Genomic DNA, 22,752 nt, shown 5'->3' on the forward strand with positions numbered 1-22,752 from the left:
TATCCCGGTAGCTTTGATCGGGTGTTATCAGCGTTTTCTCTCGCCCTTGTGGCCTCCTTCCTGTCGTTTTTATCCAACCTGTTCATCTTATGCCCGGGATGCCTTCATGAAATACGGGATCGTAAAAGGGGGCATTCTGGCTCTTCTGAGGATCCTGAAGTGCCATCCATTCCATCCAGGCGGTTATGACCCTCTGGTTTGATCCGGCTCTGATGAGTGTGTCTGCAGGCAGGCGTGGAGGGCTCTTGGCCGTTTACGGTTCCTGTCCGAATTTCCTTTGAATCCCCACCCCGCAGGAGCAGCCCCGGACCGGCCGGCGAAAGGCTCTCGTGGCGCCCCGGAAATCAAAGAGCTTTTACCATGGAAAAAAGAACGATAGTGGCATTCGTCTTGTCTTTCGTTGTGCTGATCGGGTGGTCGCTTCTCTTTGCCCCGAAGGAAGCGGAAAGACCGCCCCGGAAGGAAATGGTGACCGAGGGCGGTTCACCCACACGGGCTGAGACGCAGACGGTCGCGCCCGGGGTTCCGCAGGAGATTGCACCTGCCGCCGATCACGAAGCGTCGCCTGATCCCGGTGCGCAGATAACCCAGAAAGAGGTCGTGATCGAGACCCCCCTTTATCGGGCGGTGATGACCAATGTCGGGCCCACCTTCAAAAGCTTCAAGCTGAAACGGTACCGCGAAGCCAACGATCCTGCCTCCCCTTGGATCGAACTCTTGAGCCGGATGCAGGGTGCGGGGGATTTTACGCTGGTCCAGTTCGGTGACCAGACGTTCGCCTTCGATCGGGATCGAACCTTCGAGGTGGACGTCGACAGCGTGACGTTGACCGAGGGGGGAGAGCGGAAAGAGGTGGTGTTCGAGCGCCGCTCACCCGAAGGCCTGGTCCACAGGCAGATTTACCGCTTCAGCCCTGGATCGTATGCCATCGATGTGGAGTTGGAGGTGAAGAACGGGAGCGCCACCGATGTGACCGGCGCATTCAAGGGCGGTCTGACGGCCGTTCCCCCGAAGGAGAAGAAGGGATATTACAGCTATGTCGGGCTGGTTCTGTATCAGGACCGTAAGCTCGAAGAGGTGGAGTTGGAGGATCCCTCCGAGCAGAAGCAGTTCAACGGCGCTGTGGGCTGGCTGGCCTACGAGGACGATTATTTCATGAGGGCCTTGCTGCCCCCCGAGCCGTTGACCGAGGGGCGGGTTCAGGCCGAAAGGCTGGTGAGCGGCTGGCTGGAGGCCGTTTACGTGCCATCCGTCGTGACGGTGGCAGCGGGCCAGACGGCTGCCGCGACCTATGGCCTTTACCTTGGGCCGCGGGATCTCGGAACCCTCAAAGGGGTCGGCCGCGACCTCGATCGGGTGGTCGACTTCGGCTGGACGGATATTATCGCCAAACCCCTCCTCCACCTCCTCAGATTTTTCAACCAGTATATTCACAACTACGGTTTTTCGATCATTCTGCTCACGATCCTTGTGAAGATCATCTTCTGGCCGCTGACGCACAAGAGCTACAAATCCATGAAGGAAATGCAGAAGCTGCAGCCCCGTCTGGCCAAGATCAGAGAAAAATACAAAGATAACAAAGAGATGATGAATAGGGAGATGATGGGGCTCTACAAGACCTACAAGGTCAACCCCATGAGCGGGTGTCTGCCCATGATTATCCAGATCCCGGTTTTTTTCGCCCTCTTCAGAATCCTCGGCAGCGCCATCGAACTGAGGCACGCCCCCTTCCTGCTCTGGATCGATGACCTTGCGGCCCCCGACCGCCTCTTCCAGTTTCCGTTCGATATTCCTTTGATGGCGCCGCCCTCCGGCATCCCCGTACTGACATTGTTGATGGGGGCCTCGATGTTTATTCAGCAGAAGATGACTCCGACTCCGGGAGATCCCGCCCAGGCCAAGATCATGATGTTTCTGCCGTTGATCTTTACCTTCATGTTTATCAATTTCCCCTCGGGCCTGGTACTGTACTGGCTGGTGAACAACGTGCTCTCTATCGGGCAGCAGTACCGCATTCAGAAAAAGCCGGCATAACATTCGGAGGAAAAGCATGGAAGTTTATGAATTTGAAGGAAAAAACACAGAAGACGCTATCGCCAACGCCTGCCGTCGGCTGAACCGTCCCAGAGAAGATCTGGAGATCGAGGTCCTCGAGCAGGGGTCTGCGGGGATCTTCGGGCTTGTCGGTGGACGCAAGGCCAAGATCAGAGTGACGATCCCCGTGGCGGAGGAGGAAATTCCTCCCGAACCCGAGGTGGAGCAGGAGACGGAGCCTGCGGTGGAGTCCGCTTTCGAGGCCGTCCTCGGAGTTGAAGAAACTGAAGAAACTGAAGATGCTGCGGATGCTTCGATCCAGGCGGACGAAAATGATTTGAAGGTCGCCCGCGAGACTCTCGAAAAGATTCTTGCCTGCATTCCGTTGGATGACACCTCCGTAGCGGTCGAATTCAGCAACGGCGCCATCCTCCTGAACATCAAGGGGGACACCTCGGGGCTTCTGATCGGCCGGAAAGGAAGAACGCTCGACGCGCTGCAGTTCATCGTCAACAAGATCGTCAACAAGACGCTCGATCGACGGATGCAGGTGGTTGTCGACTCTGAGAATTACCGCCAGCGCCGGCGGGATTCCTTGATCGAGATGGCCCTCCGGATGGGAGAGAAGGCCAAGCGACTGAAAAAACCCGTGAGCACCAACCCTCTCAACCCCTATGACCGGAGGATTGTCCATCTGGCGCTGCGTGACGATGCGGATCTGGATACCCGCAGCCGTGGAGAGGGGATGCTCAAGAAGATCGTCATCATGCCCAAGCGGTCGGGTGGGAACCAGCGCCCCGATCGGTTCCACTGAAGGCCGTTTTACCCGGAAAGCCGCCTTTTTGCCTCGCTCCCGGCGATGCAGACGGCCTTTCGGGCTGCGAGTATTCGCCCCTGTTCCGGCCGACTGAAGGCACCTCACATGAATGGCACGCCTGACCCTGCCGCCAACGACACTATTTCCGCCATCGCCACGCCCACCGGTCCGGGGGGGATTGGCATCGTCCGTGTGAGCGGGCCCATGGCCCATGCGGTCGTCAGGAAGCTTTTCCGCCCCAGAAACCCCGCGATCCTTTGGACGCCCCAGCGCCTCTACTACGGGCACATCATCGATCCTGAAACCCGGGAAGCCTTGGACGAGGTGCTTGTGAGCCTGATGCAGTCTCCGCATTCTTACACGTGTGAGGATTATGCAGAGATCAATTCCCATGGCGGCCGCGTGGTGCTTTCGAAGATCCTTCAGCTGACGGTCGATGCCGGCGCGAGGCTTGCCGGACCCGGTGAATTCACCCTGAGAGCCTATCTGAACGGGCGTATCGATTTGACGCAGGCCGAAGCGGTCATGGATCTCATCCAATCCCGGTCCGAACAGGGGCTTCTGATGGCGTCCCGTCAGATACAGGGCGGTCTCAGGAAAGAGATTGCCTCTCTGCGTGAGACGGCGGTGGCGGTTCTCGCGCGGGTAGAGACTGCCATTGATTTCATGGACGAGGAGGGTGTCGGATTCGATTCGTCAGAGTTGCTGGAGGCCATCCTGGATGGGCTCAAGCGGCCAATCGAGGGGTTCCTGGCGGCGCACAGGCGCCGGGTGTGGGTGGAGGGGGTCGGAACGGTTCTTGCCGGCCGGGTCAACGCCGGCAAGTCCAGCCTCTTGAATCGCCTGATCGATGAAGAACGTGCGATTGTCACTTCGAGCCCCGGGACCACCCGCGACGTGATCGAGACGTTGCTCAACCTGGATGGCGTTCCACTGCGGCTGATGGACACGGCGGGATTCCGGCGCGCCAGGAACGCGGCCGAAAGGATCGGCCTTGAACACTCCCGCCGGGAGCTGGAAGAGGCCGACCTGATTCTGGTGGTGATCGATCAAAGCCGGGCCTTGACGACGGAGGACCTCGAGCTGCTCGATCGCTGCAAAGGCAGAGAGCACCTGGTGATCCGGAACAAGATCGACCTTCCGCCGCGGATCGGGCGCGCTGGTGAAGAGCTTCTGGCGGCTTCCACAAGCGTCAGGGTCTCCGCCTTGACCGGTGAGGGTATGGAAGGGCTGCGTACGGCTATCAAGAACACCGTTTTGTCAGCGGAAAATCGTGGCGCATGCTCGGATATCGCACCCAATCTCCGGCACAAGCAGGCCCTTGAGACGGCGGCGGCGGCGTTCGACCGCGCGCTCGAAGGGATCCGGTCGGAAAATCCTCCAGAGATCGTCGCCTTCGAGCTTCAGACCGGCATCGATGCGTTGGGTGGGATTATCGGAGAGGTGTCTCACGAGGCGGTCCTCGAAGAGATCTTCAGCCGGTTCTGCATCGGGAAGTGATCGGCGCCCCTCAGCGCTTGAAGTACTCCCTGACTTGTTTGATCGCGCAATATTTCCCGCACATCGTGCAGACATCGTCCTCGCCGGGGGGGTGCTCCTCCCGGTATTTTCTGGCCTTCTTCGGATCTATCGCCAACTCCATCTGCCGCTCCCAGTCGAGGTTCTTCCGCGCTATGGCCATCTGGTGGTCGCGCTCGATGGCGTGCCGGTGTCCCCGTGCGATGTCCGCGGCGTGCGCGGCGATCCGGGTGACGATCACGCCCTCGCGGACGTCTTCCACGCTCGGGAGGCACAGGTGCTCGGCCGGTGTCACATAGCAGAGGAAATCCGCCCCCGCCCACGCGGCCAGGGCCCCGCCGATGGCGCACGCAACGTGATCGTAACCTGCCGCGACATCCGTGACCAGAGGCCCGAGCACATAAAAAGGCGCATGGTGGCAGAGCTGCTTTTGAAGGATGATGTTGGTTTCGATCTGGTCGAGCGGCACATGCCCGGGGCCTTCGATCATGACCTGTACGTCTTTTTCCCAGGCGAGTTGGGTCAGGTGCCCAAGGGTCATCAGTTCATGGATCTGGGCCCGGTCGGTCGCATCGGCGATGCAGCCCGGGCGCAGGCCGTCCCCGAGGCTCAGGGTGAGGTCATACCGCGCGGCGATCTCGAGGAGGCGGTCATAGTGCTCATAGAGCGGGTTCTCCCGGTCGTGGTGGAGCATCCAGGTCGTCAGAAAGGCACCCCCGCGGCTGACGATGTCGGTCGTACGCCCTTCTTTGCGGAGCATCTCGAGCGCCCCCCGAGTCAACCCGCAGTGGACCGTGATGAAATCGACCCCGTCCTGGGCCTGCCGTTCGATGACATCGAAGATCTTGTCGACCGTAAGGTGGATGAGTCCCCCCTTTTCTTCGGTGGTTTCAACGACCGCCTGGTAGATGGGGACGGTTCCGACCGGAATGGGAGAGGCTTTGATCACTTCAACGCGGGTGCGGTTGATGTCCCCCCCTGTAGACAGGTCCATGACGGCATCGGCCCCCGCCTCGACGGAGACCCTCAGCTTGTCCAGTTCTTCGGACAGGACGGCGTGGTCGGACGACGTTCCGATATTGGCGTTGACCTTTACGGTGAGCCCCTCCCCGATCCCGCAGGGGGACAGGGACCGATGGTTCCGGTTGGCGGGAATGACAACCCTGCCTGCGGCGATCTGCCCCCGCAGCCATTCTTCATCGACCCGTTCCTTTTCGGCAACGGTCTTCATCTCGGGTGTGATTACACCGGAACGTGCTGCTGCTAATTGTGTCATGGAAGTTCCCTTTTTCTGCAGAGATTCGCCCTGTAAAAGACGCTGGGCGTCATGACCGGCGGCGCGCGGAGTTGCCCGCGGATTGCATCGAATATGCCTCCTCCACCCGAAAACCGTTTTGGCACGGGGCAATCCCCGCACGGCACCGCCTGACACGACACCGCGCATCGCCCGTGTTGTCTCGGTTTGTCGTTCCGAATGGGGGGGTGCATGTCGAGAAGAGGTTGCCGCGAGGATCACGGTTCGGATCAAGGTGGCGGTGTTTCAGTGTCCATCCGCAAATGATATCCCGGTACAACCCAGTTTCCAATCCGGAAATGAGGAGTTTTTGCCAATATCAAGGAAATCAAGCGTTTGCGCGGAGGCGACCTGGTGGTCGCCGCACAAGCAAACGTGCAGGTTGACGCCGAGATTGGCAAAAAAGACCATTTCCGGGTGGAAACTAACAAGCGTTGTAGTGGCTGTCAATCAAAATATCCCCCCAACCCGCCGGCCTGATCGCTTCGCTGATCGGACGCTGCCGATAGGGCCCGGGTGGATGATTTCGCTCGCCGCCTACCCCCTTGGGGGAGCCAAGTCCACGGAGGGTTGCGTGTCCCGCTTCCGCCTTATCGGCCGGCAGTGACAGCGGCGATCCCCAACCGCACATATTCTGTCATCACAGCCTCTCTCCCCGTGGAGGACCGCCACCAGGCCTCTTCGCCGCGAGAGGCGAAAGGGGACGGAATGACCAGGATTTCAATCTGTGTATCCTTGAAGACCTCGCCGTAGATTTTTGCGATCCGGCGGCTTTCGAGAGGCGCGGTGATCACGGCGATGCGCCGGTGGCGGTTCTCGATGGCGAGGCGCTTGACCGTGAGGGATTCGGCCGTCGTGTCTTCAAGGTAGGTGTCGTCGAGCAGGCAGACCGATGAGGGCACACCGAGGGCTTCGAGCCAACGGAGAATTTGATCCCGCTCTTCCCTGAGCGGAATCCTCCGCCGGAGAAACTCCTTTTCGCCGTCCCGGGGTGCAGGCCGGCCGACGAAGATCAGCCCCGTCCGTTTTTTTCTATACCAGTCCGCAGCGGTCAGGGTGCGATCGAGAGGGCTTCCCATGTTGATGACGGCGAGATCGACCTGACGTGGCTCATCCGAGACGACGAGATAGGCGCTCATCTTCTGGAGGAGCGGTTCGTGGTAGCGGGCGAACAGGGCATAAAGAACGAAGAGAAGGAAAAGAATCCACTTGAACCTGTTTCCCCCGAAAAGGGAGCGGCCTTCGGGTTCGATCGGCCGGTTATCCTGTCCGATGGAAGGGCTTTCGATCTCTAACCGATCCGGCGGGGTGTCGGATGGAGCCCCTCTGTCGAGACCGAGCTGCTGAAAGAGATCTTCACCGGCCTGTTTTTCACCGGAAGGACGGCGCACAGAGGGGAGGAAAGCCATGATGCCTCCTTATGGGGAAACGCTTTTCATCAGGAAACGGTATTTTGACGTCGGCCTGGGAAAAGGCTGTTTGCTCCTGGGGCGCGAACACGGCCTAAAGCATACTCTGCTTGCGAAGGAATGGCAAGTGCGCGGAGCGGTTCAATCCGCTTGCAATTGCGGTGGCTTGCGCTATGCTGAGAGGTGTCCTTAACAGGAGTGGAGGTCTATGACACGTTCGGGATCATCGTTCGACGGGTATCGTTTCAGGGAGGTTCACCCGTTGGTCTATATCGGGACAGCCAGCGACCGGTATGCCGGCTGGATCGGGCAGATCTATCCGGATGCCTGGCGCCGGCGGATCAGCCGCCGAACCAAGCGCCTAGGCGGGAAACGGTTCGTCGAAGAGGTCCTGCCGGTGGAGAGCGTTCGGGACTACTTCAGACACTTCCGGACCCTGGAGTTGGATTTCACCTTTTATGAGCCCCTTCTGGACGCAAAGAAACATCCCACGCGCACCTTTCGGACCCTGGAAAGGTATGCCGGTTTTCTCGGGCCTTCAGACCGCCTGATCCTCAAGGTGCCTCAGGCGGTCTTTGCCCGGAGGCTCCACCGTGCGGGCGGCTTCGTGGAAAATGAGACCTACCTGGATGGGGCCTTCTTCACAAGCCGGTTCTATGAGCCCGCTTTGGAGCTGATCGGACCGTGGCTGGCAGGCCTGGTCTTCGAGCAGGAATATCAGCGCCAGGGCGAGCGTCCGGATCCGGCCGACCACGCCGGGGACCTGGATTCCTTTTTCGGATCTCTGCCGGAAGACGGCCGCTATCACGTCGAATTGCGCACCCCTTCTCTCTGGCAGCCGACTGTTCTGGATGCGCTCGAGGCCCATGGCGTGGGACAGGTGCTTTCCCACTGGACCTGGCTGCCTTCGCTGGAGGAGCAGTTCAATCTCTCCGGGCGGCGCTGCCGGAACAGAGAACGAACCTATGTCATCCGGCTCATGACTCCGCGCGGCGTACGCTACGAGGATGCCTACGCCCGCGCCTTCCCTTTCGACAAGCTGGTCGATGAGATGCTGGATCGACGGATGGTCACGGATACGGCGCGGATTCTTTGGACGGCGGTTGCCGAACGGGCCGAGACGCATGTGGTCGTCAACAACCGTTCGGGGGGCAACGCCCCGCTTATTGCGCAGCAACTTGCCCTGGCGTTTGACCGCCTCGCTCCGGACGGGGGGACGGATCGAAGCTGAAGGTGTCGAAAGCCCCTGTCTCGAGGTCGATGTGCAGCATGGCGTTACGGATCGGCTGCCCGCGGCCGGTGAGGATCTTGAGCACCTCCATGGCCTGGAGGGTGGCGAGCAGGGCGGGTGTCGGGGTCGGGACGCCCAGGACGGCCTCCGGACGGACGGGATGGTCCCTGCGGGCCGGCGGCCTCCCGTAAAGCATTTCGAGTCCGCGGTCGTGCGGGAAGATGGTCATGAGCTGCCCCTCGAATCCCGCCAGGGCCGCGTGCACCAGCGGGATGGCGAGCCTTTGGGCGGCGGCTTCGAGCAGGAACCGGTCGGGGATGTTGTCGAGCGCATCCACCGCCGCAAGTGAGCCGATGAGGACCGCTTCCGCGTTGGCTTCGGTCAAACGGGCGGTATGGGAGATGACCTCCACGGCCGGGTTGATCGCGTTGACGGCGCGGACGGCTTCTTCAGCCTTGAACGCGCCGACATTATCGGCCCGGCTCAGGGCCTGGCGGTTCAGGTTGGTTTCGTCGAAGCGGTCGTGATCGACCACCAGGAGACGCCCGATACCGAGTCGGGCAAGAAGTTCGATCACGCACCCCCCAAGGCCGCCGGCGCCGATGACGCTCACCTGCGCGCGCGAGAGCCCGATCTGCTCCTCGAGGGAGAGGGATCCGCGGTTGCGGGTGTAGCGCATGGGATAAATCCCGGCCTGCATGGCGGCATCGTGGACGGTCCGTAGCGGCAGGCCCCACTGGGCGGCCAGCGCAGCCGCCCTTTTTTCACGGAGGATGGGAATCTCTTCGCCCGAGGGTTGAAGGGCCGATTCGGCAGCGCTCTTCAGAAGGGTCAGCTGTTCTTCAGGAAGAGAAACGCTCACGGGCGGCCGTCCTCTTCCGGAGCGGGCTGTTCCTTTTCGGCGCGCCGGATATTCTCGCGGGCCATGCCCAGGAACACCCGGTATGGTCCAGGGGTCCCGAAGGGGAAAAAGGCGATCCGGTCACCGGGAAACACCGGGTCGTAGATATTGACGACCCGGCCGTTGCGGAACACTGCCTCGACCTCGGTGGGGGATACCCCGATCGCCTGGAGGAGTTCGTGGGCCGCCATCCCCGATTGCGGGACCGTGAGCCGAAGCCTGGCCGGTAGCCCCTGCTGCTGCCGGGACAGTTGGAGCGACCCGAAAACGGCGATTTCTACCTGGTCCTGTGGGTGGGTTTCCTGCATGTCAACCTCCGCCAACCGGGGGAAAAAGCGCAATACGTTCATTCCCTTCGAGCCGGTGATCCAACGGGCGCGCCCGCCCATCCACCATGACGATCTTGACGGCGGCGGGATCGATGCCTAGGGTCCGACAGACCTCCTCCACCGACGCGCCCCGCACGGCATCGACCGTGAGGCCGCACACAGGATCGTAGCCCGGTACAGTTGTCCGCAGGGAGGAACTGAGCAACACGGTCAGCGCCATGGATCGGCCTGAAAGCATCGGGCGGCGGTTCCTATGGGATGAAGCCGTCCGGGTGCTGGATTTCCTGAACATTGGCAAAAACACCATTCCCAGATAAAACCAAAGTAGATGCTCGATGGCAAGCGCGTCAAGCGATTTCTGTGGAAGGCGTGGGACCCTGGTGAAAGATCCCGGAGAACCGCGCGAAGAGGTTTCTTGGGTGTTCGATTTTTCGCCTGGATTGTTTCGATATCGTTTGCATTTCCTGTTTTTTTGTCTTAAAAGATTTTGTGAAAAATATTACAAAGCAGGGGCAGTTCCTTTTGTCTCCCTGCGTAAAACCGAAAAGGGGTCCCGGGGCGGTTTCGCTGCGGTTTGTTATCGGTGAGGAGGGAAACGTTGGAGTCAGGGATGACCGTATTGTTCGTTGATGACGAATCAGACTTCCTGGAGACGCTGCTCAAGCGGATGAGAAAGCGGGAAGTGGCTGTCGCCGGGGTGAAATCCGGAGAGGAGGCGCTCGACCATTTAGAGAAACATCCTGTAGATGTGATGGTGTTGGATGTCAAAATGCCCGGGATGGATGGCATCGAAACCTTGCGTGAGGTCAAACGTCGCCATCCGCTTGTGGAGGTGATCATGCTGACAGGCCACGCCGACGTGGGCGTGGCGATCGTTGGAATGGAACTGGCGGCATTCGACTATCTGATGAAGCCGGTCGATATCGACCAGCTGCTTTACAAGATACAGGACGCCTGCAAGAAAAGGCGCATTCATCTGGAAAAGATCAGCGCACGAAAGAAGACACCACAGGCGCCGGTATAAGGCAGTTGTTCAGCTGGAAGGCCGAAGTCCGCCGAAGTCGGAACGGAACCGCTATTTGCACGTTGACTGGAGGGTGATCGGAGATGGGTTTTTTTCGGCAGTGGGGACGTTTTATGATGGCAGGTGCGCAAGCCCATGCGCGCTGGGAATTGAATGTATCTCAAACGATCCTGGGGGACCGGAAGCGGCTGGTGATGCTCGGGCTGCTGCTCGTGCCGGTGGTGATCGGCGGCATTGCGTTTGCGGAGCAGATCGGCGAGACCCTGCCCCAGTTCCTGGGGGGCAAGAAGGCCTACAGCCCGGCTTTTTACTCTACCGGGATCTTCATCGTTTCCATCTTGATCGGGCTCGGCGCCGGTCTGATCACGGGGTGCATCGGGGCAGGCGGTGGCTTCATCATCGCCCCGGCCCTCATGAGCGCCGGCATCAAGGGCATCCTGGCTGTGGGTACCGACCTGTTCCACATCTTCGCGAAGGCCATCATGGGGAGTGTGATCCATCGGAAGCTCGGCAATGTCTCGGTGCCACTGGCCCTTGTCTTCCTGATCGGCGCGATTGTAGGGGCTACGGTGGGAGGGATCATCAACCGGGTGCTCTATGAAATCAACCCCGTTCTGAGCGATGCCTTCATCACCACCATCTATTCTCTGATGCTGGGTTTCCTCGGGATCTACGCCCTGCTGGATTTCCTGCGCGCCAGGCAGGCGGGCAAAAAGCGTGCCCCTCTCGGGGGGGATGTCGGGGAAGAGGATGCCCACATGGATGCCCATGGCGGACGGGATGAAGGCACCGACATCGGCAATCTGCCCCGGAAGCTGCAGGGGGTCAAGATCCCCCCGATGGTCAAGTTCGACTTCGATTTCACCCCCGGGGGGCGGAGCATCTCCTGGGTATTCCTGGTCCTGAGCGGCGCGCTGGTGGGGCTCGCAGCCGGCATCATGGGCGTGGGCGGCGGCTTTTTGACCTTTCCGATCTTCGTGTACATGCTCGGGGTCTCCTCGATGACGACGGTCGGGACCGACATCTTCCAGATCATCTTCACTGCCGGGTATGCGGCGATCAGCCAGTACGCCATCTTCGGCTTTATCTTCTATACGCTGGCCATGGGCATGCTGCTCGGATCCCTCCTCGGAGTCCAGATCGGGGCCCTGGTGACCAAGGTGGTCAAAGGGATCACGATCCGCGGGTTTTATGCCATGGCGGTGCTGGCCGGCTTCATCAACCGGATCTTCGCGCTTCCTGGAAAGCTGGGAGAGATGGAGATTTTGCCGATATCACGGGAAATGGGCGCCCTGCTCGACAAGATCGGTGTCTGGGCGTTCTTTATCGTGATCGGGGGGTTTTCGGTGTGGGTGATCTCTACGTTTCTGACCAATATGCCTAAACTGCGGGGGGAGGAGGTCTGATCATGTCGACTCGGAAAGGATATCTCACGAGGGGTCTGGTGATGATGGTGGCCTTTTTCATCGTGCTGGGCATCTTCTTTTCACCGGTTTTCAACGGCCACAACGGCCTCGAATATCTCGACTCCCTGTACAATTCCATCTCCAAGGGCTCAGCGTATTATATTCCCAAGGTGAAAGAGGGGAATGCCGGTTTCATGGGCACATCGGTCGATGTGACCGTCGAAACGGCCGATGAGCGTATGGCCCAGCAGACAGCCCTGCTCTTTCAGGCTGGAGGGGCGGAGGCGATCGTAGCGGGGTCGTCGGTCAATGTGAAGGGGGATCTTGGCCGTGTGGTGGAAAACTGCCTTGCGGACGCGGATGCCATGTACCACAATGACGGGGCGAAGGTCTCCGGAAAATACGGATATGATGAAAGAGCCGCCCTCTACAACTGGTGGAGGGCCCTCAAGGAGATGAACAAGGACCTCACCAAGCAGAAGGCCTTCAAGCTGGCCGAATGGGTGGATCTGGTCGGCCAGAAGGCCGTCGAGGCCTCCTACAACTATTACGGCATCCAAGCCCAGAAGATCGGGGATCGCATGGGCGTCGTGGCTTTCTCTCTTGTATTTTACGTTATTTACACGGTCTGGTACGGCTTCGGTATCCTCTATTTGTTTGAGGGTCTGGGGTTGAAATTCGGGCATTGATGCCCGCTGGACTCAGGCAGCGGTACAAGGGAGCCAAAGGTCGTCGGTTGTGTCAAACGCCTTTGGCTCCCGTTTTCCGGTGGAAACCCTGTCTGCTGCATGCTGTTTCAAGATGGGAACAGGCCGATGGTGGGACGACTCAAGGCGTTTCTGAGTTCCTGGTTCAGGAGGACGGGAGGGTCTTTCAGCGGGGATGTGGAGGGCCTGCGCACCGACTTCCGGGCACGGTACCATCAGTTCAAATTGCTTCTGAGCGCCAACAACCAGGCGCTCGACATCATGGCCGAGATAGAGCAGGCCCTGCGGGGGTCGGCGCCCTTCGGGATGCGTTTTGTCCGCTCGCGCTGCATCGCCGCCTCGACCAGTGTCTTCAAAATCATAAAACACATCAATGAGTTATCCACCGACAAATACAGTGCTTTGTTCGATCGTTTCAAGGCCATCCAGAAGCGACTGAACCCGTTTCTCCAAACCGATGTCCGCTTGCGGGAAGGGGAATGGACCCTGCCGCTCGAGGCGATCGACCGGAACCTCGCGGATCAGGTGGGGGGGAAGATTGCCAATCTGGCCGAAATCCGGAACCGCTTGAACGTCCGGGTTCCCAACGGGTTTGCGATCACGGCGGCTGCCTACCAGCATTTCATGGCTTACAGCGACCTTCAGCCCGAGGTTGACCGGCGCATTCAGGCCACGGATGTGGAGCGTCTCGATCAGCTCTATGCCTTGAGCGCGTCCATTCAGCAGTTGATTATCCAGGCCCCCATGCCACCCGAACTCGAAGAGGCTTTGAGAGCGGCTTACCGGGCGCTCGAGGAGAAGGAAAAGCCTGGGGTGACGGTGGCCATGCGCAGCAGCGCGCTCGGAGAGGACCTGGAAGGGGTGTCCTTTGCCGGCCAGTATCGCTCGCAGCTGAATGTCAGCAAGGAAAACATCCTCGATGCCTATAAAGAGATCGTCGCCAGCAAGTATGGGTTGACGGCCATGACCTATCGGCTCAACCGCGGAATAAGGGACGAGGACGTAGCCATGTGCGTGGCCTGCATGGCGATGGTCGATGCCGTGGCGGGCGGGGTGACCTATTCCCGCAATCCGGTGGATATCCGGGATGACGCGGTGATGATCCATGCGGTGTGGGGCCTCCCCAAATCGGTGGTCGACGGCAGCACGCCCACGGACCTTTTCGTCGTTGCGCGGGAACGGACGCCGGTTATCCTCAGGCGGCAGGTTTCCCGCAAACGGGAGAAGTTTGTCTGCTATCCGGCGGAGGGGGTCTGCCGGCTGGACGCCCTGGATGAAGAGGCGGACGAGCCCTCTCTCACGGATGAACGGGCGCTCGAACTCGCCTCGCTTGCCGGACGGCTCGACGACTATTACGGGGGGGCGCAGGATATCGAGTGGGCCGTGAATGCGGCGGGTGAACTGGTGATCCTGCAGTGCCGTCCCTTGGAGCAGCGGACGGAGACGGATATCGACGCCGCTGCGAGTGCCGGCGGCGCAGCGGATGGTGCCCGCAGGCTCGCGGCCGGAGGAGTGACGGCCGGCTCCGGGGTGGGAGCCGGGCCGGTCTTCAAGGTGCGCAAGGACATGGATACCCTCCGGTTCCCTGAAGGGGCCATCCTGGTGGCTTCTCAATCCCTGCCGCGCTGGGCGACTCTCCTCAGCCGCGCTGCGGCGGTGGTCACCGAGCAGGGAGGGCTTGCGGGGCATCTCGCCAACGTGGCCCGCGAATTCGGGGTCCCGGCGCTCTTCGGCCTCGAAGGCGCGATGGAAAGATTGGAGGAGGGTCAGGTCGTGACGGTGGATGCGGACGGCCTAGCTGTTTATGATGGGCGGGTGGAGGCCCTTCTGGAGCGTGCGCCTGTCTCCCGCCGCAATCTCATGGCGGGCAGTCCGGTCTACAAGGCGCTTCAAGGGGCCGCGGCCTTGATCGTGCCCTTGAACCTTCTCGACCCCGATTCGATGGAGTTCAAGCCCGAAAACTGTCGCACCTTCCACGATATCACGCGTTTCTGCCACGAAAAGGCCGTGGCGGAGATGTTCCGCTTCGGCAAGGAGCACGATTTCCCCGAGCGATCGAGCAAGCAGCTCGTGTGCGAGGTGCCTATGCAGTGGTGGGTCCTGAACCTCGATGACGGGTTCAGGGAGGAGGTCGAGGGAAGGCGTGTGGCCCTCGAAAACATCGTTTCGATCCCGATGCGGGCGCTCTGGGAGGGGGTCCGTTTCAAGCCGTGGGAGGGTCCCCCGCCCGTCGACGGGAGAGGTATGCTCTCGGTCATGTTTCAGGCGACCACCAACACCGACCTTGTCACCGGGATGCGGTCCAGGTATGCTGAACGGAACTATTTCATGATCTCCAAAAACTATTGCAGCCTGACCTCGCGGTTGGGCTTCCATTTTTCGACGGTGGAGGCGTTGGTCAGCGACCGCCCGAGCGAGAACTACGCGAGTTTCCATTTCAAGGGCGGGGCCGCCGACGACGAGCGTCGGCAGCGGCGGATCCTCTTCATTGCGGATATCCTGGAAAACCAGGGGTTCCGCGTCGAGGTGAAGGAGGACATGCTCGTCGCGCGAATGGAAGACCGCGGGCGTGAGGAGATGGAAGAGAATCTCAAGGTTCTCGGTTACTTGACCATCCACACCCGTCAGCTGGATATGATCATGAAGAACGGGGCCTCCGTCAGCCGCTATCGGGGCCGGATCCTGCACGACCTGGAGGCGCTCCGAAATCTTCATCGGGGGGCCGGCACCGGGCCGGAGGAGCGCCCCGAAAGGGAGGAGGGCTGATGACCGGCGGGCCGGCACAGCCAGAGATCTGCACATTCGCGATGCCGGGGGAGGAGCGCTTCTTTTTGCGATATCTCCACGCGATCGCCGGCGCGGTCTACCTGATCGTTGTCCTGCTGATCTTCAGGGCGAACGAAATCGCAGGGTCTGCGGCTGCCCTCGAGGGCCTTTTTTTTGTGGGCCCCTTTTATGCGTTGGTCCTTTTTTACCGGCGGCGGTTTGCCGAGCGGATCGAACTCGACTTCGAGGGCCGCAGGATCGTCTTCCATTTTTCGGATGAACGGGGGCGGATCAGCGCCGATTTCTCGGCGGTCAGTCACGTCAAGTTCCAAAGCTATCTGACCTTCGTGGTAGGGGAGACCCGCATCATGGTCAAGCGGCCGCAGGACAAGAAGAAAACGCTCCAGATCTTGAAGAAGGCCTTCCAGGTGAATCAGGGCTGGCTGGTGGGTTGAATGGGTTTGCTGGGAGGGAGAGAGAGGCTGATAGAGAGGCGATGGACACATTCCTGACGGAAAAGGGCCGCGCCGTGCGCCGCTCGGTGCGGGGATTCTGCGAGCGGGAGCTGCGGCCTATCGCCCGGCAGATCGACCAGGAGGCCTCCTTCCCCTGGGAGGTGGTCGAGAAGATGGGCCGGCTCGGATACTTCGGCATCCAGGTCCCCCAGCATCTCGGCGGCGCGGGGATGGATGCCGTCAGCTACTGCGTGGTTATCGAAGAGATCTCGCGGGTCTGCGCGGCATTGGGCCTCTGCGTAACGGTGCATAACAGCGTGGCCGTTTACCCGCTCATGGCCTTTGGCAGCGAGGAGCAGATCCACAAATGGGTGACGCCGCTTGCCAGGGGTCAAAAGATCGGCGCTTTCTGCCTGACCGAACCGAACGCCGGTTCCGATGCGGCCGGCATCGAGGCCACCGCCATCCGTAACGGGGATCGCTATGTCGTCAACGCCAACAAGGTCTTCGTGACCAATGGAGGCGTGGCCGATGTGTGCCTGATCTTTGCCCGTACGGACCCCGGGGCGGGCCGCAAGGGGATCAGCGTCGTCGTGGCCGAGCGTGGCACGCCGGGTTTCGTGGTGGGTGATCTCGAGGATCTGTGCGGGGTGCGCGCCAACCCGGTCAGTTCGATCCGGCTCTATGACTGTCCGGTCCCTGTTGAAAACCTGCTCGGGAAGGAGGGCATGGGGCTGAAAATCGGCCTGGCGGCCCTCGACACCGGCCGGATGGGGATCGCCGCCCAGGCGGTCGGCATCTCGCAGGCCGCGCTGGAAGAAGGGGTTATGTACGCCCGTCAGAGGCGGCAGTTCGGCGTCCCCATCGGCCAGCATCAGGCCGTGGGAGGGATGCTGGCCGACATGGCGGCCCAGGTGGAGGCCTCGCGCCTGCTCGTATACCGGTCGGCCCAAGTCCGCGAGCAGGGCAAGCCTTTCGGGCAGGCGGCGGCCATGGCCAAGTTGTACGCAGCTGAGGCGGCCTCGGAGGTGACGGATAAGGCCCTGCAGATCCACGGGGGATATGGGTATTCGAAGGCCTATCCCGTGGAGCGCTATTACCGTGACGCCCGTGTGACAAGGATCTACGAGGGGACGAGCGAGGTGCACCGTCTGGTGGTCGCCCGGGGGCTGCTGGGGGAATAAAGGGTGAAGCCGATGCGTGGCTCCCGTTTTCACGATCGATCGCTTGATCGGACGGGTGCAGGGCCGGGAGAGGATCGGTGCGGATCGAACGTCCCGCTGAGGATTGAATGGATGAAACGCCATATCGCTGTGTGCATCAAGGCGGTGATGATGAAGGCTCCGTCGGGCAGGGCGGTCCGGTCTTCGGATACCTGTGTGCTGAATCCTTTCGACCGTGCGGCCCTCGAGGCGGCGTTGCGTTTGCGGGCGGAGACCGGCGGGCATCTGACGGCTTTGTCTATGGGGCCGGACAGCAGCGCCTTCGTGCTTTTCGAGGCCCTCGCCCTGGGCTTTGAAAGGGCGATCCTGCTGACGGATCGCGCCTTTGCCGGATCGGATACCCTGGCCACCGCCCGGGTGCTGGCCGCCGGCCTGAAGAAGGCCGCGCCCGTCGATCTGGTCCTGTTCGGTCTGCGCAGCGCGGACAGCGACACCGGTCAGGTGCCCGCACAGGTCTCCGTCCTGCTGGATCTGCCTCTGGTCACCGGGGTGCGGCGTTTTGTTCCGGAGTCGGACGGTCTCAGGGTGGAGCGCGTCTGCGATGGCTTCCGGGAGTCCTACCGTCTGGCCTTCCCTGGTGTCATGTCGATCCACCCGAAATGTGCGGATCCGCGCGAGGCGGGGTTGGGGGGGATCGAGTCGGCCTTCGCAGAGGGGGCGATCGAACGGTGGACCCTTGCGGATCTCGATCTGCCGCCCGAGGCTGTGGGTGAGGCGGGTTCACCCACGCGGCTTTGCGGGATGTCTCCGGCGGCGGGCGGCCGGCGGCAGTGTGAATTCCTGGAAGGCGACTTGAAGGAGCAGGCCTGGACCATCGCGAGGCGTCTCTTGGACAAGGGGCTGATTGCGTGAACCATCCGGAAAAGGTGCGGCAGGAAGGGGCCGGGGGATAGGCATGCAGCAAGGATCTGAAAACGGGGTCTGGGTCTTCGGCGACCGCCGGACCGAAGCCCTTTACGATTTGAGCCTGCGGGCTTTGAGCGCCGCCCGGCAAGCGGCCTCTTCCCTTGGTGTTCAAACGGTCATGGTGCTCATGGTCCCCGATCGGACAGACGCACCATCTGCCTCGCTGGCCGAGGTGCTTTCGGTGGAAAAGGCGGCGGAGGCCGCCGTGGCCGGCGGGGCGGACTACGTCCATCTCTACCGAATCCCATGGCCGGAAGGGCCGCCCGCGGACGGTTTTGCGCGGGCGCTGGCGGACCGGATCGCCCTGCTTGGACCCCGCCTCGTGATCTTCCCGCTGACGGACGTTGGCCGAGAGACGGCCGCCAGGCTCTCCGCCCTGACCGGGTCAGGCCTGATCGCCGATTGCACCCGGTTCGATGCAAGGGACGGCCGCATTGCCGCGCAATGTCCGGCCTGGGGGGGTACGATTGCGGCCGAGATCGCCTTTGCGGATGATGCCGCCACCGGCCTCGTGACGGTGGATCCGTATGCCTGGATGCCTGGCGAGGAGCGAGGGGCGCCGGGGCTTCTCGAATGGGTTCTTTTGGAAAAGATCGGGGGGCAGGCGGGGTGCCGGCTTGTGGATGCCTCGGCTGAAACGCCCCAAGGGCAGTCGCTCGAGGAGGCCGATGTGGCCGTGGTCGGCGGGGCCGGCCTCGGAAATATGGAAGGATTCGGACTCGTTCGGGATTTGGCCGCTGCGCTCGGCGGGGAGGTCGGGGCTACCCGGCCGCCCGTGCTCGCCCGCTGGGTGGAGGAAGAGCGGTTGATCGGTCAGACCGGGAAGCGTGTCCATCCGAGGCTGCTTTTTTCCGTCGGCACCTCGGGTGCGGTGCAGTACACGGCGGGAATCGGCGAGGCCGGGATCATCGTGGCGGTCAACCGGGACGCGGCCGCGCCCATCTTCCAAATGGCCGATATCGGCGTGGTCGCGGATGCGCGCGCTTTTCTGCCCCATCTGACCGAGGCCGTGCAGCAGTTGACCCTGCGGCGTATGGCGGATGCCTTGACCGGAATGGCGGGCGGCGAACAGGGGGATGGTTTCGGAGCGCGTTTTGCCCGCCTTCGTGCGCAGCACGGCTGGTCGCTGGAGGCCCTGGCCGAAGCGACGGGCGAGTCCCCGGAATTCATCCGCCAGGTAGAAGCGGGCCTCATGACGCCTCCCGTCGGCTTTCTGCTCCGTTTCGCAAACGCTTTGAAGATCGACCCCGGCCAGTTCCTGCGCCAGGAGCAGAAGACACTCCTCCGGGATCTGCGCGCGCAGGCGTTTATAAAGCGGACCCGGAACTACTCCTACCAGACCCTCAGCCCGGGGGCCGAGAACGACCATCTGCGTGCCTTCCTCGTAACCATCGAATCCCGCCAGACCCACAAGCCGGTGGCCTACAAGCACGAAGGCGAAGAGTTCATCTTCGTCATGGAGGGAGAACTCATGCTGACCCTGGGCAACCGCGCCCACCACCTCAAACCCGGAGACTCCCGCCACTTCAATTCCGATACCCCCCACAAGCTGAAAAGCGTCTCGAACGAGCCAACCCGCTGCCTCGTCGTTTTGTACACGCCCTAGAGGATTGCCCATTCTGTGGCGTCATCCATTCAGGCGGTTGATTTCGAGCCTGGCTGCGTCGGGTGGTTGTTTCCTGACGGAGCGGTGTCTTCACTGAGCGGCCCACAGGCAAGAGAGGTCAGTGCAGGGCCTCGACGATGTTTTTGCGGGCGGCCTGGATGGCAGGCAGAATGCCGCCTGCAAAACCCATGAAGAGGGCGAAGGCGAGGGCCTTCAACGCGGTGGCGGCGGTCAGGTTGAAACGGAAGGCCAACTCGGAGAAGGTCTGAAAGTTGGTCGTCGAAACGGTGAAAAACTGCAGGAAGCTCGAAAAGAAGAGGCCGCCGAGACCCCCGAGGAGGCCGAGCAGGAGCGATTCGAGAAGAAAGGCCGTCAGGATCGTGCCGCGTTGGAACCCGAGTGCGCGCAGGGTGCCGATCTCCTGGGTACGGTTGGCGACGGCGGCGTACATCGTGATCATAGCGCCGACCACGGCGCCGATCGAAAAGATCAGAGTCAGGTAAAAGCCGAGGAGCCGCAGGAACTTGCTCATCATCTCCGACTGCTCCCGGTAGAAATCCCTTTCGCGTTTGACATCGAGGGTAAGGCGGGGATCGCTGAGGATACGCTCCGAGACGGCATCGAAGCCGCCGGCCTGCCGCAGGCGGAAGATGATGGAGGAATAGACGTCGCGCCTGAAGGCCTGCATCAGTTGATTTACATCCCCCCAGATCTCGGAGGAGAATCCGGTGTTGCCGGCATCGAAAATGCCGACGACGCGCCAACGCCGCTGCGCGAAGAAGAGGCTTTCCCCGAGTCCAGCCTGATCGAAGCGCTCCGCCACGTTTCGACCCACCATGATCTCGAGCGCGCCGGGGTGGGGCAGCCGACCGGCCGTGAGGGTGATCTGGTCCCGCAGCTGCAGGGACTGAGGAGTGCCGCCGCGGATCACGACATTTGCCGGATTTCTGCTTGCGCGCTTCTGCAGGGTGATCAAAACCAGCAGTTCTTTGGCGAGAAGCCGCTGTCCGTTTGGGCCGAGGGCGATGCCGGGGTCGGTTTCGACGATCGCGGCCTTGTTTCGTTCGATGGCGCTCTGGACTTCGGATACGGCCGAGCGTCGGATGATCACGATGTTGTCCGCAGCGCCGGTATCGACAAGCGTCTTCTGCAGCCCGTCGGCGAGCATGACGATGGCGGCGAAGACGAAGACGACCAGGGCCATCCCGCCGGTGGTCAGAAATGTCGTAAGCCTGCGTGTCAGGATGTTTCTGAAGCTGTAGAAGAAGAGCAGTTTCATGCCAGGCCTATCCGACCCTGCCCAGCGCGTCGGTGATTCGCGCGCTCGAGGTCCTCCAGATGGGGATGACGGATGCCGCCAGCCCCACGACCAGGACCGCGATCCCGTCGAGTAGGAGGGTCCCGGGTTTGATGAAAAAGGCCGGGAAATAATCCGCGACTGCGCCCGCAAAGATATCGGCTACCGGGAAGGTCAGCAGGATTCCCAAAAGCCCGCCCAGGCCGGTTATCAGAAGCGATTCCCCGAGGATGAGCCGCCCCAGAAAAAATCTCCCGAAGCCGAGGGTCTTGAAGACCGCGTATTCACCTGAGCGCTCCCGCACACTCATAGCCATGGTGTTCGCGACAACCGCCATAATGATGACGATCACCACCAGGGAAACCAGTTGAATCGCCGTCAGAATGGCCTCGCCCATGGCGATGAAGCCGAGGGAAAAGGCCTTTTCCGTTTCCGTCAGGGTTTCGGCATAGGAATTTTTGAACAGTCCGTCGATGGCCTCCGCCGTAGCAGCCGCCCGGTCGGGGTCCTCGATGCCGATCATGTAAAAGCCCACCTGATCCGCCCTCGGCAAACCCAGCTTTTTGAGGGTTTCGTTCGGGTAGTCCCAGTGGAGAAAAAACTGCCGCTCGTCGGTGGTCGGCTCACGTCCTTTGTATATGCCCAGAAGGGTGAGATCCCAGTTTCCCGGATAAATGGTTCCCTGAAGGGTGATGTTGTCACCGATGCGCCAGCCGAACCGCTCGGCCAGCTTCCTGCCGGCGATGCACCCTTTGCGGTTGCGGAAAAAGGCCTCTTTCTGCTCCTCAGGCAGGACGAATTCCGGATAGAGCTGGAGATAGCTGCGGGGTTCGACGGCAAAATTGGCAAAAAAATGTTTTTCGTCGATGTATCGCCCCCCGAACCAGATGCCGTAGGAAACGGTCTTGACGTTGTCTATGCTGCGGATCTTCTCGATGTACGAGATTGGCAGAGGAAAGATGAGGGAGATGGCGTTGCGGGTGACCAGTCGTGTGGCGGAAGTGGCGTCCGCACCGGCGTACCAGGCATCGACAACCGTTCTCAGAAGACCGAAGGCGAGTACGGCGATGGCCACGCCGCTGATCGTAAGGGCGCTACGCAGCCGGGATCGAAAGGTGTTACGAAAGAGGAGCTTCAGAAGCATTGGCCAGGATGCCCTTGTCGAGGACCTTCAAGGTGCGGGCCCGCTCAGCCGCACGCGGGTCATGGGTTACCATGATGACGGTTTTACCGAGGTCGCCGGTCAAACGCTCCATCAAGTTGAGTACGTCGTCGGCCGAACGCCGGTCCAGGTCTCCAGTGGGCTCATCGGCGACCAGGATGGCCGGGTCGGTCACGACGGCGCGGGCGATGGCCACCCGCTGCTGCTGGCCGCCGGAGAGCTGGCCCGGGCGGTGGTCCATACGGTCATCCAGCTTGACCAGGGCGAGAGCGGTCTTGACATGCTCACGGCGCTCTTTCTTGGAGAGATCGGTCAAGAGAAGGGGCAGCTCAACGTTTTCAAAGGCGGTCAGAACGGGGATCAGGTTGTAGAACTGGAAGATGAACCCGACGTTCTGGGCCCGCCAGTGGGCCAGTTCGATCTCGGAGAGATCCGTGATGACGACCCCGGCCACACGGATGAGGCCGCTGTCAGCCCGGTCGAGGCCGGCGATGAGGTTCAGCAGGGTGCTTTTCCCCGAGCCCGAGGGGCCCATGAGGGCCAAAAAGTCACGCTCGGGAATTCTCAGGCTGATGCCGTTGAGGACCGGGATCGTCTGATCGCCCCGCCGGTAGGATTTGCTGAGGTTGTCGATTTCCACCAGAACACGGCCTTCCTTGTCCATACG

The 22,752-nt window shown here is 61.3% G+C and carries 22 protein-coding genes; 13 read left to right on the forward strand and 9 right to left on the reverse strand.

The annotated features are described in order from the left end of the window. Position 1: 1 nt before the first annotated feature. The 4 genes from yidD (at position 2) to mnmE (ending at position 4,351) form a co-directional block, all read left to right on the forward strand. Complete coding sequence (gene yidD, locus ACZ500_RS25210; RefSeq protein ID WP_464233116.1) at positions 2-202, forward strand: membrane protein insertion efficiency factor YidD; 201 nt, start codon at positions 2-4, stop codon at positions 200-202. A 158-nt stretch (positions 203-360) separates the two neighbouring features. Further along, a complete protein-coding gene (gene yidC, locus ACZ500_RS25215; protein WP_464230190.1) occupies positions 361-2,034 on the forward strand; it encodes a membrane protein insertase YidC in 1,674 nt (557 codons plus the stop codon). Between the two features lie 16 nt (positions 2,035-2,050). Next, on the forward strand, positions 2,051-2,848 hold the full coding sequence (gene jag, locus ACZ500_RS25220; protein ID WP_464230191.1) for an RNA-binding cell elongation regulator Jag/EloR: 798 nt from the start codon (positions 2,051-2,053) through the stop codon (positions 2,846-2,848). A 108-nt stretch (positions 2,849-2,956) separates the two neighbouring features. Continuing rightward, positions 2,957-4,351, forward strand: coding sequence for a tRNA uridine-5-carboxymethylaminomethyl(34) synthesis GTPase MnmE (mnmE, locus tag ACZ500_RS25225; RefSeq protein WP_464230192.1), 1,395 nt, complete (start codon positions 2,957-2,959; stop codon positions 4,349-4,351). A gap of 10 nt (positions 4,352-4,361) precedes the next feature. Here mnmE and thiC read toward each other — a convergent pair whose 3' ends face one another. The 3 genes from thiC to ACZ500_RS25240 all read right to left on the reverse strand — a co-directional run bounded on the left by thiC (position 4,362) and on the right by ACZ500_RS25240 (position 7,072). Further along, positions 4,362-5,645, reverse strand: coding sequence for a phosphomethylpyrimidine synthase ThiC (gene thiC / locus ACZ500_RS25230; protein WP_464230193.1), 1,284 nt, complete (start codon positions 5,643-5,645; stop codon positions 4,362-4,364). Between the two features lie 264 nt (positions 5,646-5,909). Beyond that, on the reverse strand, positions 5,910-6,074 hold the full coding sequence (locus tag ACZ500_RS25235) for a hypothetical protein (protein WP_464230194.1): 165 nt from the start codon (positions 6,072-6,074) through the stop codon (positions 5,910-5,912). A gap of 179 nt (positions 6,075-6,253) precedes the next feature. Beyond that, complete coding sequence (locus tag ACZ500_RS25240) at positions 6,254-7,072, reverse strand: YdcF family protein (protein WP_464230195.1); 819 nt, start codon at positions 7,070-7,072, stop codon at positions 6,254-6,256. Positions 7,073-7,334: 262 nt separating this feature from the next. On the opposite strand from ACZ500_RS25240, the gene ACZ500_RS25245 reads away from it, so the two are divergent. Then, positions 7,335-8,303 carry a DUF72 domain-containing protein gene (locus ACZ500_RS25245; protein WP_464230196.1) on the forward strand — a complete coding sequence of 323 codons (969 nt, stop codon included), beginning with the start codon at positions 7,335-7,337 and terminating at the stop codon, positions 8,301-8,303. On the opposite strand, the gene ACZ500_RS25250 is transcribed toward ACZ500_RS25245, so the two are convergent. From ACZ500_RS25250 to ACZ500_RS25260, 3 genes are read right to left on the reverse strand one after another with little or no spacing between them, the layout of a single operon-like run. Then, positions 8,236-9,165: a HesA/MoeB/ThiF family protein gene (locus tag ACZ500_RS25250; protein WP_464230197.1), complete on the reverse strand. Its 930-nt coding sequence runs from the start codon at positions 9,163-9,165 to the stop codon at positions 8,236-8,238. The genes ACZ500_RS25245 and ACZ500_RS25250 overlap by 68 nt on opposite strands. Further along, positions 9,162-9,512, reverse strand: a complete 351-nt coding sequence (locus tag ACZ500_RS25255; RefSeq protein ID WP_464230198.1) for a MoaD/ThiS family protein — start codon at positions 9,510-9,512, stop codon at positions 9,162-9,164. Before ACZ500_RS25255 ends, ACZ500_RS25250 begins: the two co-directional genes overlap by 4 nt. A gap of 1 nt (position 9,513) precedes the next feature. Next, entirely contained in the window at positions 9,514-9,840 is a 327-nt protein-coding gene (locus tag ACZ500_RS25260) for a MoaD/ThiS family protein (protein ID WP_464230199.1), read from the reverse strand. Positions 9,841-10,131: 291 nt separating this feature from the next. On the opposite strand from ACZ500_RS25260, the gene ACZ500_RS25265 reads away from it, so the two are divergent. The 8 genes from ACZ500_RS25265 to ACZ500_RS25300 all read left to right on the forward strand — a co-directional run bounded on the left by ACZ500_RS25265 (position 10,132) and on the right by ACZ500_RS25300 (position 19,626). After that, positions 10,132-10,557 (forward strand): response regulator, encoded by a 426-nt coding sequence (locus ACZ500_RS25265; RefSeq protein WP_464230200.1) that lies wholly within the window; start codon positions 10,132-10,134, stop codon positions 10,555-10,557. Between the two features lie 83 nt (positions 10,558-10,640). Continuing rightward, complete coding sequence (locus tag ACZ500_RS25270) at positions 10,641-11,963, forward strand: sulfite exporter TauE/SafE family protein (protein WP_464230201.1); 1,323 nt, start codon at positions 10,641-10,643, stop codon at positions 11,961-11,963. A 2-nt stretch (positions 11,964-11,965) separates the two neighbouring features. Beyond that, on the forward strand, positions 11,966-12,652 hold the full coding sequence (locus tag ACZ500_RS25275) for a hypothetical protein (RefSeq protein ID WP_464230203.1): 687 nt from the start codon (positions 11,966-11,968) through the stop codon (positions 12,650-12,652). Between the two features lie 126 nt (positions 12,653-12,778). Then, entirely contained in the window at positions 12,779-15,436 is a 2,658-nt protein-coding gene (locus ACZ500_RS25280; RefSeq protein WP_464230204.1) for a PEP/pyruvate-binding domain-containing protein, read from the forward strand. After that, entirely contained in the window at positions 15,436-15,891 is a 456-nt protein-coding gene (locus tag ACZ500_RS25285; RefSeq protein ID WP_464230205.1) for a hypothetical protein, read from the forward strand. Before ACZ500_RS25280 ends, ACZ500_RS25285 begins: the two co-directional genes overlap by 1 nt. 41 nt (positions 15,892-15,932) lie before the next feature. Beyond that, positions 15,933-17,075: an acyl-CoA dehydrogenase family protein gene (locus ACZ500_RS25290; RefSeq protein WP_464233117.1), complete on the forward strand. Its 1,143-nt coding sequence runs from the start codon at positions 15,933-15,935 to the stop codon at positions 17,073-17,075. Positions 17,076-17,186: 111 nt separating this feature from the next. Continuing rightward, positions 17,187-17,966 (forward strand): electron transfer flavoprotein subunit beta/FixA family protein, encoded by a 780-nt coding sequence (locus ACZ500_RS25295; protein WP_464230206.1) that lies wholly within the window; start codon positions 17,187-17,189, stop codon positions 17,964-17,966. Positions 17,967-18,009: 43 nt separating this feature from the next. Beyond that, positions 18,010-19,626: an FAD-binding protein gene (locus tag ACZ500_RS25300; RefSeq protein WP_464230207.1), complete on the forward strand. Its 1,617-nt coding sequence runs from the start codon at positions 18,010-18,012 to the stop codon at positions 19,624-19,626. A 118-nt stretch (positions 19,627-19,744) separates the two neighbouring features. On the opposite strand, the gene ACZ500_RS25305 is transcribed toward ACZ500_RS25300, so the two are convergent. The 3 genes from ACZ500_RS25305 to ACZ500_RS25315 are packed head-to-tail and all read right to left on the reverse strand — an operon-like array spanning position 19,745 to position 22,749. Continuing rightward, positions 19,745-20,905, reverse strand: a complete 1,161-nt coding sequence (locus tag ACZ500_RS25305; protein WP_464230208.1) for an ABC transporter permease — start codon at positions 20,903-20,905, stop codon at positions 19,745-19,747. A 7-nt stretch (positions 20,906-20,912) separates the two neighbouring features. Further along, positions 20,913-22,067, reverse strand: a complete 1,155-nt coding sequence (locus tag ACZ500_RS25310; protein ID WP_464230209.1) for an ABC transporter permease — start codon at positions 22,065-22,067, stop codon at positions 20,913-20,915. After that, positions 22,042-22,749, reverse strand: coding sequence for an ABC transporter ATP-binding protein (locus ACZ500_RS25315; protein WP_464230210.1), 708 nt, complete (start codon positions 22,747-22,749; stop codon positions 22,042-22,044). Before ACZ500_RS25315 ends, ACZ500_RS25310 begins: the two co-directional genes overlap by 26 nt. Positions 22,750-22,752: the final 3 nt, after the last annotated feature.

The sequence above is a fragment of the Desulfatiglans parachlorophenolica genome (assembly GCF_055394735.1).

Excerpts from the sequence above, each read along its gene's own strand:
- ACZ500_RS25280 (WP_464230204.1), top strand. The coding sequence starts at position 12,779 with ATGGTGGGACGACTCAAGGCGTTTCTGAGTTCCTGGTTCAGGAGGACG.
- ACZ500_RS25240 (WP_464230195.1), bottom strand. The coding sequence starts at position 7,072 with ATGGCTTTCCTCCCCTCTGTGCGCCGTCCTTCCGGTGAAAAACAGGCC.
- ACZ500_RS25300 (WP_464230207.1), top strand. The coding sequence starts at position 18,010 with ATGCAGCAAGGATCTGAAAACGGGGTCTGGGTCTTCGGCGACCGCCGG.
- ACZ500_RS25235 (WP_464230194.1), bottom strand. The coding sequence starts at position 6,074 with ATGGTCTTTTTTGCCAATCTCGGCGTCAACCTGCACGTTTGCTTGTGC.
- thiC (WP_464230193.1), bottom strand. The coding sequence starts at position 5,645 with ATGACACAATTAGCAGCAGCACGTTCCGGTGTAATCACACCCGAGATG.
- ACZ500_RS25310 (WP_464230209.1), bottom strand. The coding sequence starts at position 22,067 with ATGCTTCTGAAGCTCCTCTTTCGTAACACCTTTCGATCCCGGCTGCGT.
- ACZ500_RS25290 (WP_464233117.1), top strand. The coding sequence starts at position 15,933 with ATGGACACATTCCTGACGGAAAAGGGCCGCGCCGTGCGCCGCTCGGTG.
- ACZ500_RS25255 (WP_464230198.1), bottom strand. The coding sequence starts at position 9,512 with ATGCAGGAAACCCACCCACAGGACCAGGTAGAAATCGCCGTTTTCGGG.
- ACZ500_RS25285 (WP_464230205.1), top strand. The coding sequence starts at position 15,436 with ATGACCGGCGGGCCGGCACAGCCAGAGATCTGCACATTCGCGATGCCG.
- ACZ500_RS25270 (WP_464230201.1), top strand. The coding sequence starts at position 10,641 with ATGGGTTTTTTTCGGCAGTGGGGACGTTTTATGATGGCAGGTGCGCAA.
- ACZ500_RS25295 (WP_464230206.1), top strand. The coding sequence starts at position 17,187 with ATGAAACGCCATATCGCTGTGTGCATCAAGGCGGTGATGATGAAGGCT.
- ACZ500_RS25305 (WP_464230208.1), bottom strand. The coding sequence starts at position 20,905 with ATGAAACTGCTCTTCTTCTACAGCTTCAGAAACATCCTGACACGCAGG.
- yidC (WP_464230190.1), top strand. The coding sequence starts at position 361 with ATGGAAAAAAGAACGATAGTGGCATTCGTCTTGTCTTTCGTTGTGCTG.
- ACZ500_RS25315 (WP_464230210.1), bottom strand. The coding sequence starts at position 22,749 with ATGGACAAGGAAGGCCGTGTTCTGGTGGAAATCGACAACCTCAGCAAA.
- jag (WP_464230191.1), top strand. The coding sequence starts at position 2,051 with ATGGAAGTTTATGAATTTGAAGGAAAAAACACAGAAGACGCTATCGCC.
- mnmE (WP_464230192.1), top strand. The coding sequence starts at position 2,957 with ATGAATGGCACGCCTGACCCTGCCGCCAACGACACTATTTCCGCCATC.
- ACZ500_RS25275 (WP_464230203.1), top strand. The coding sequence starts at position 11,966 with ATGTCGACTCGGAAAGGATATCTCACGAGGGGTCTGGTGATGATGGTG.
- ACZ500_RS25260 (WP_464230199.1), bottom strand. The coding sequence starts at position 9,840 with ATGGTGTTTTTGCCAATGTTCAGGAAATCCAGCACCCGGACGGCTTCA.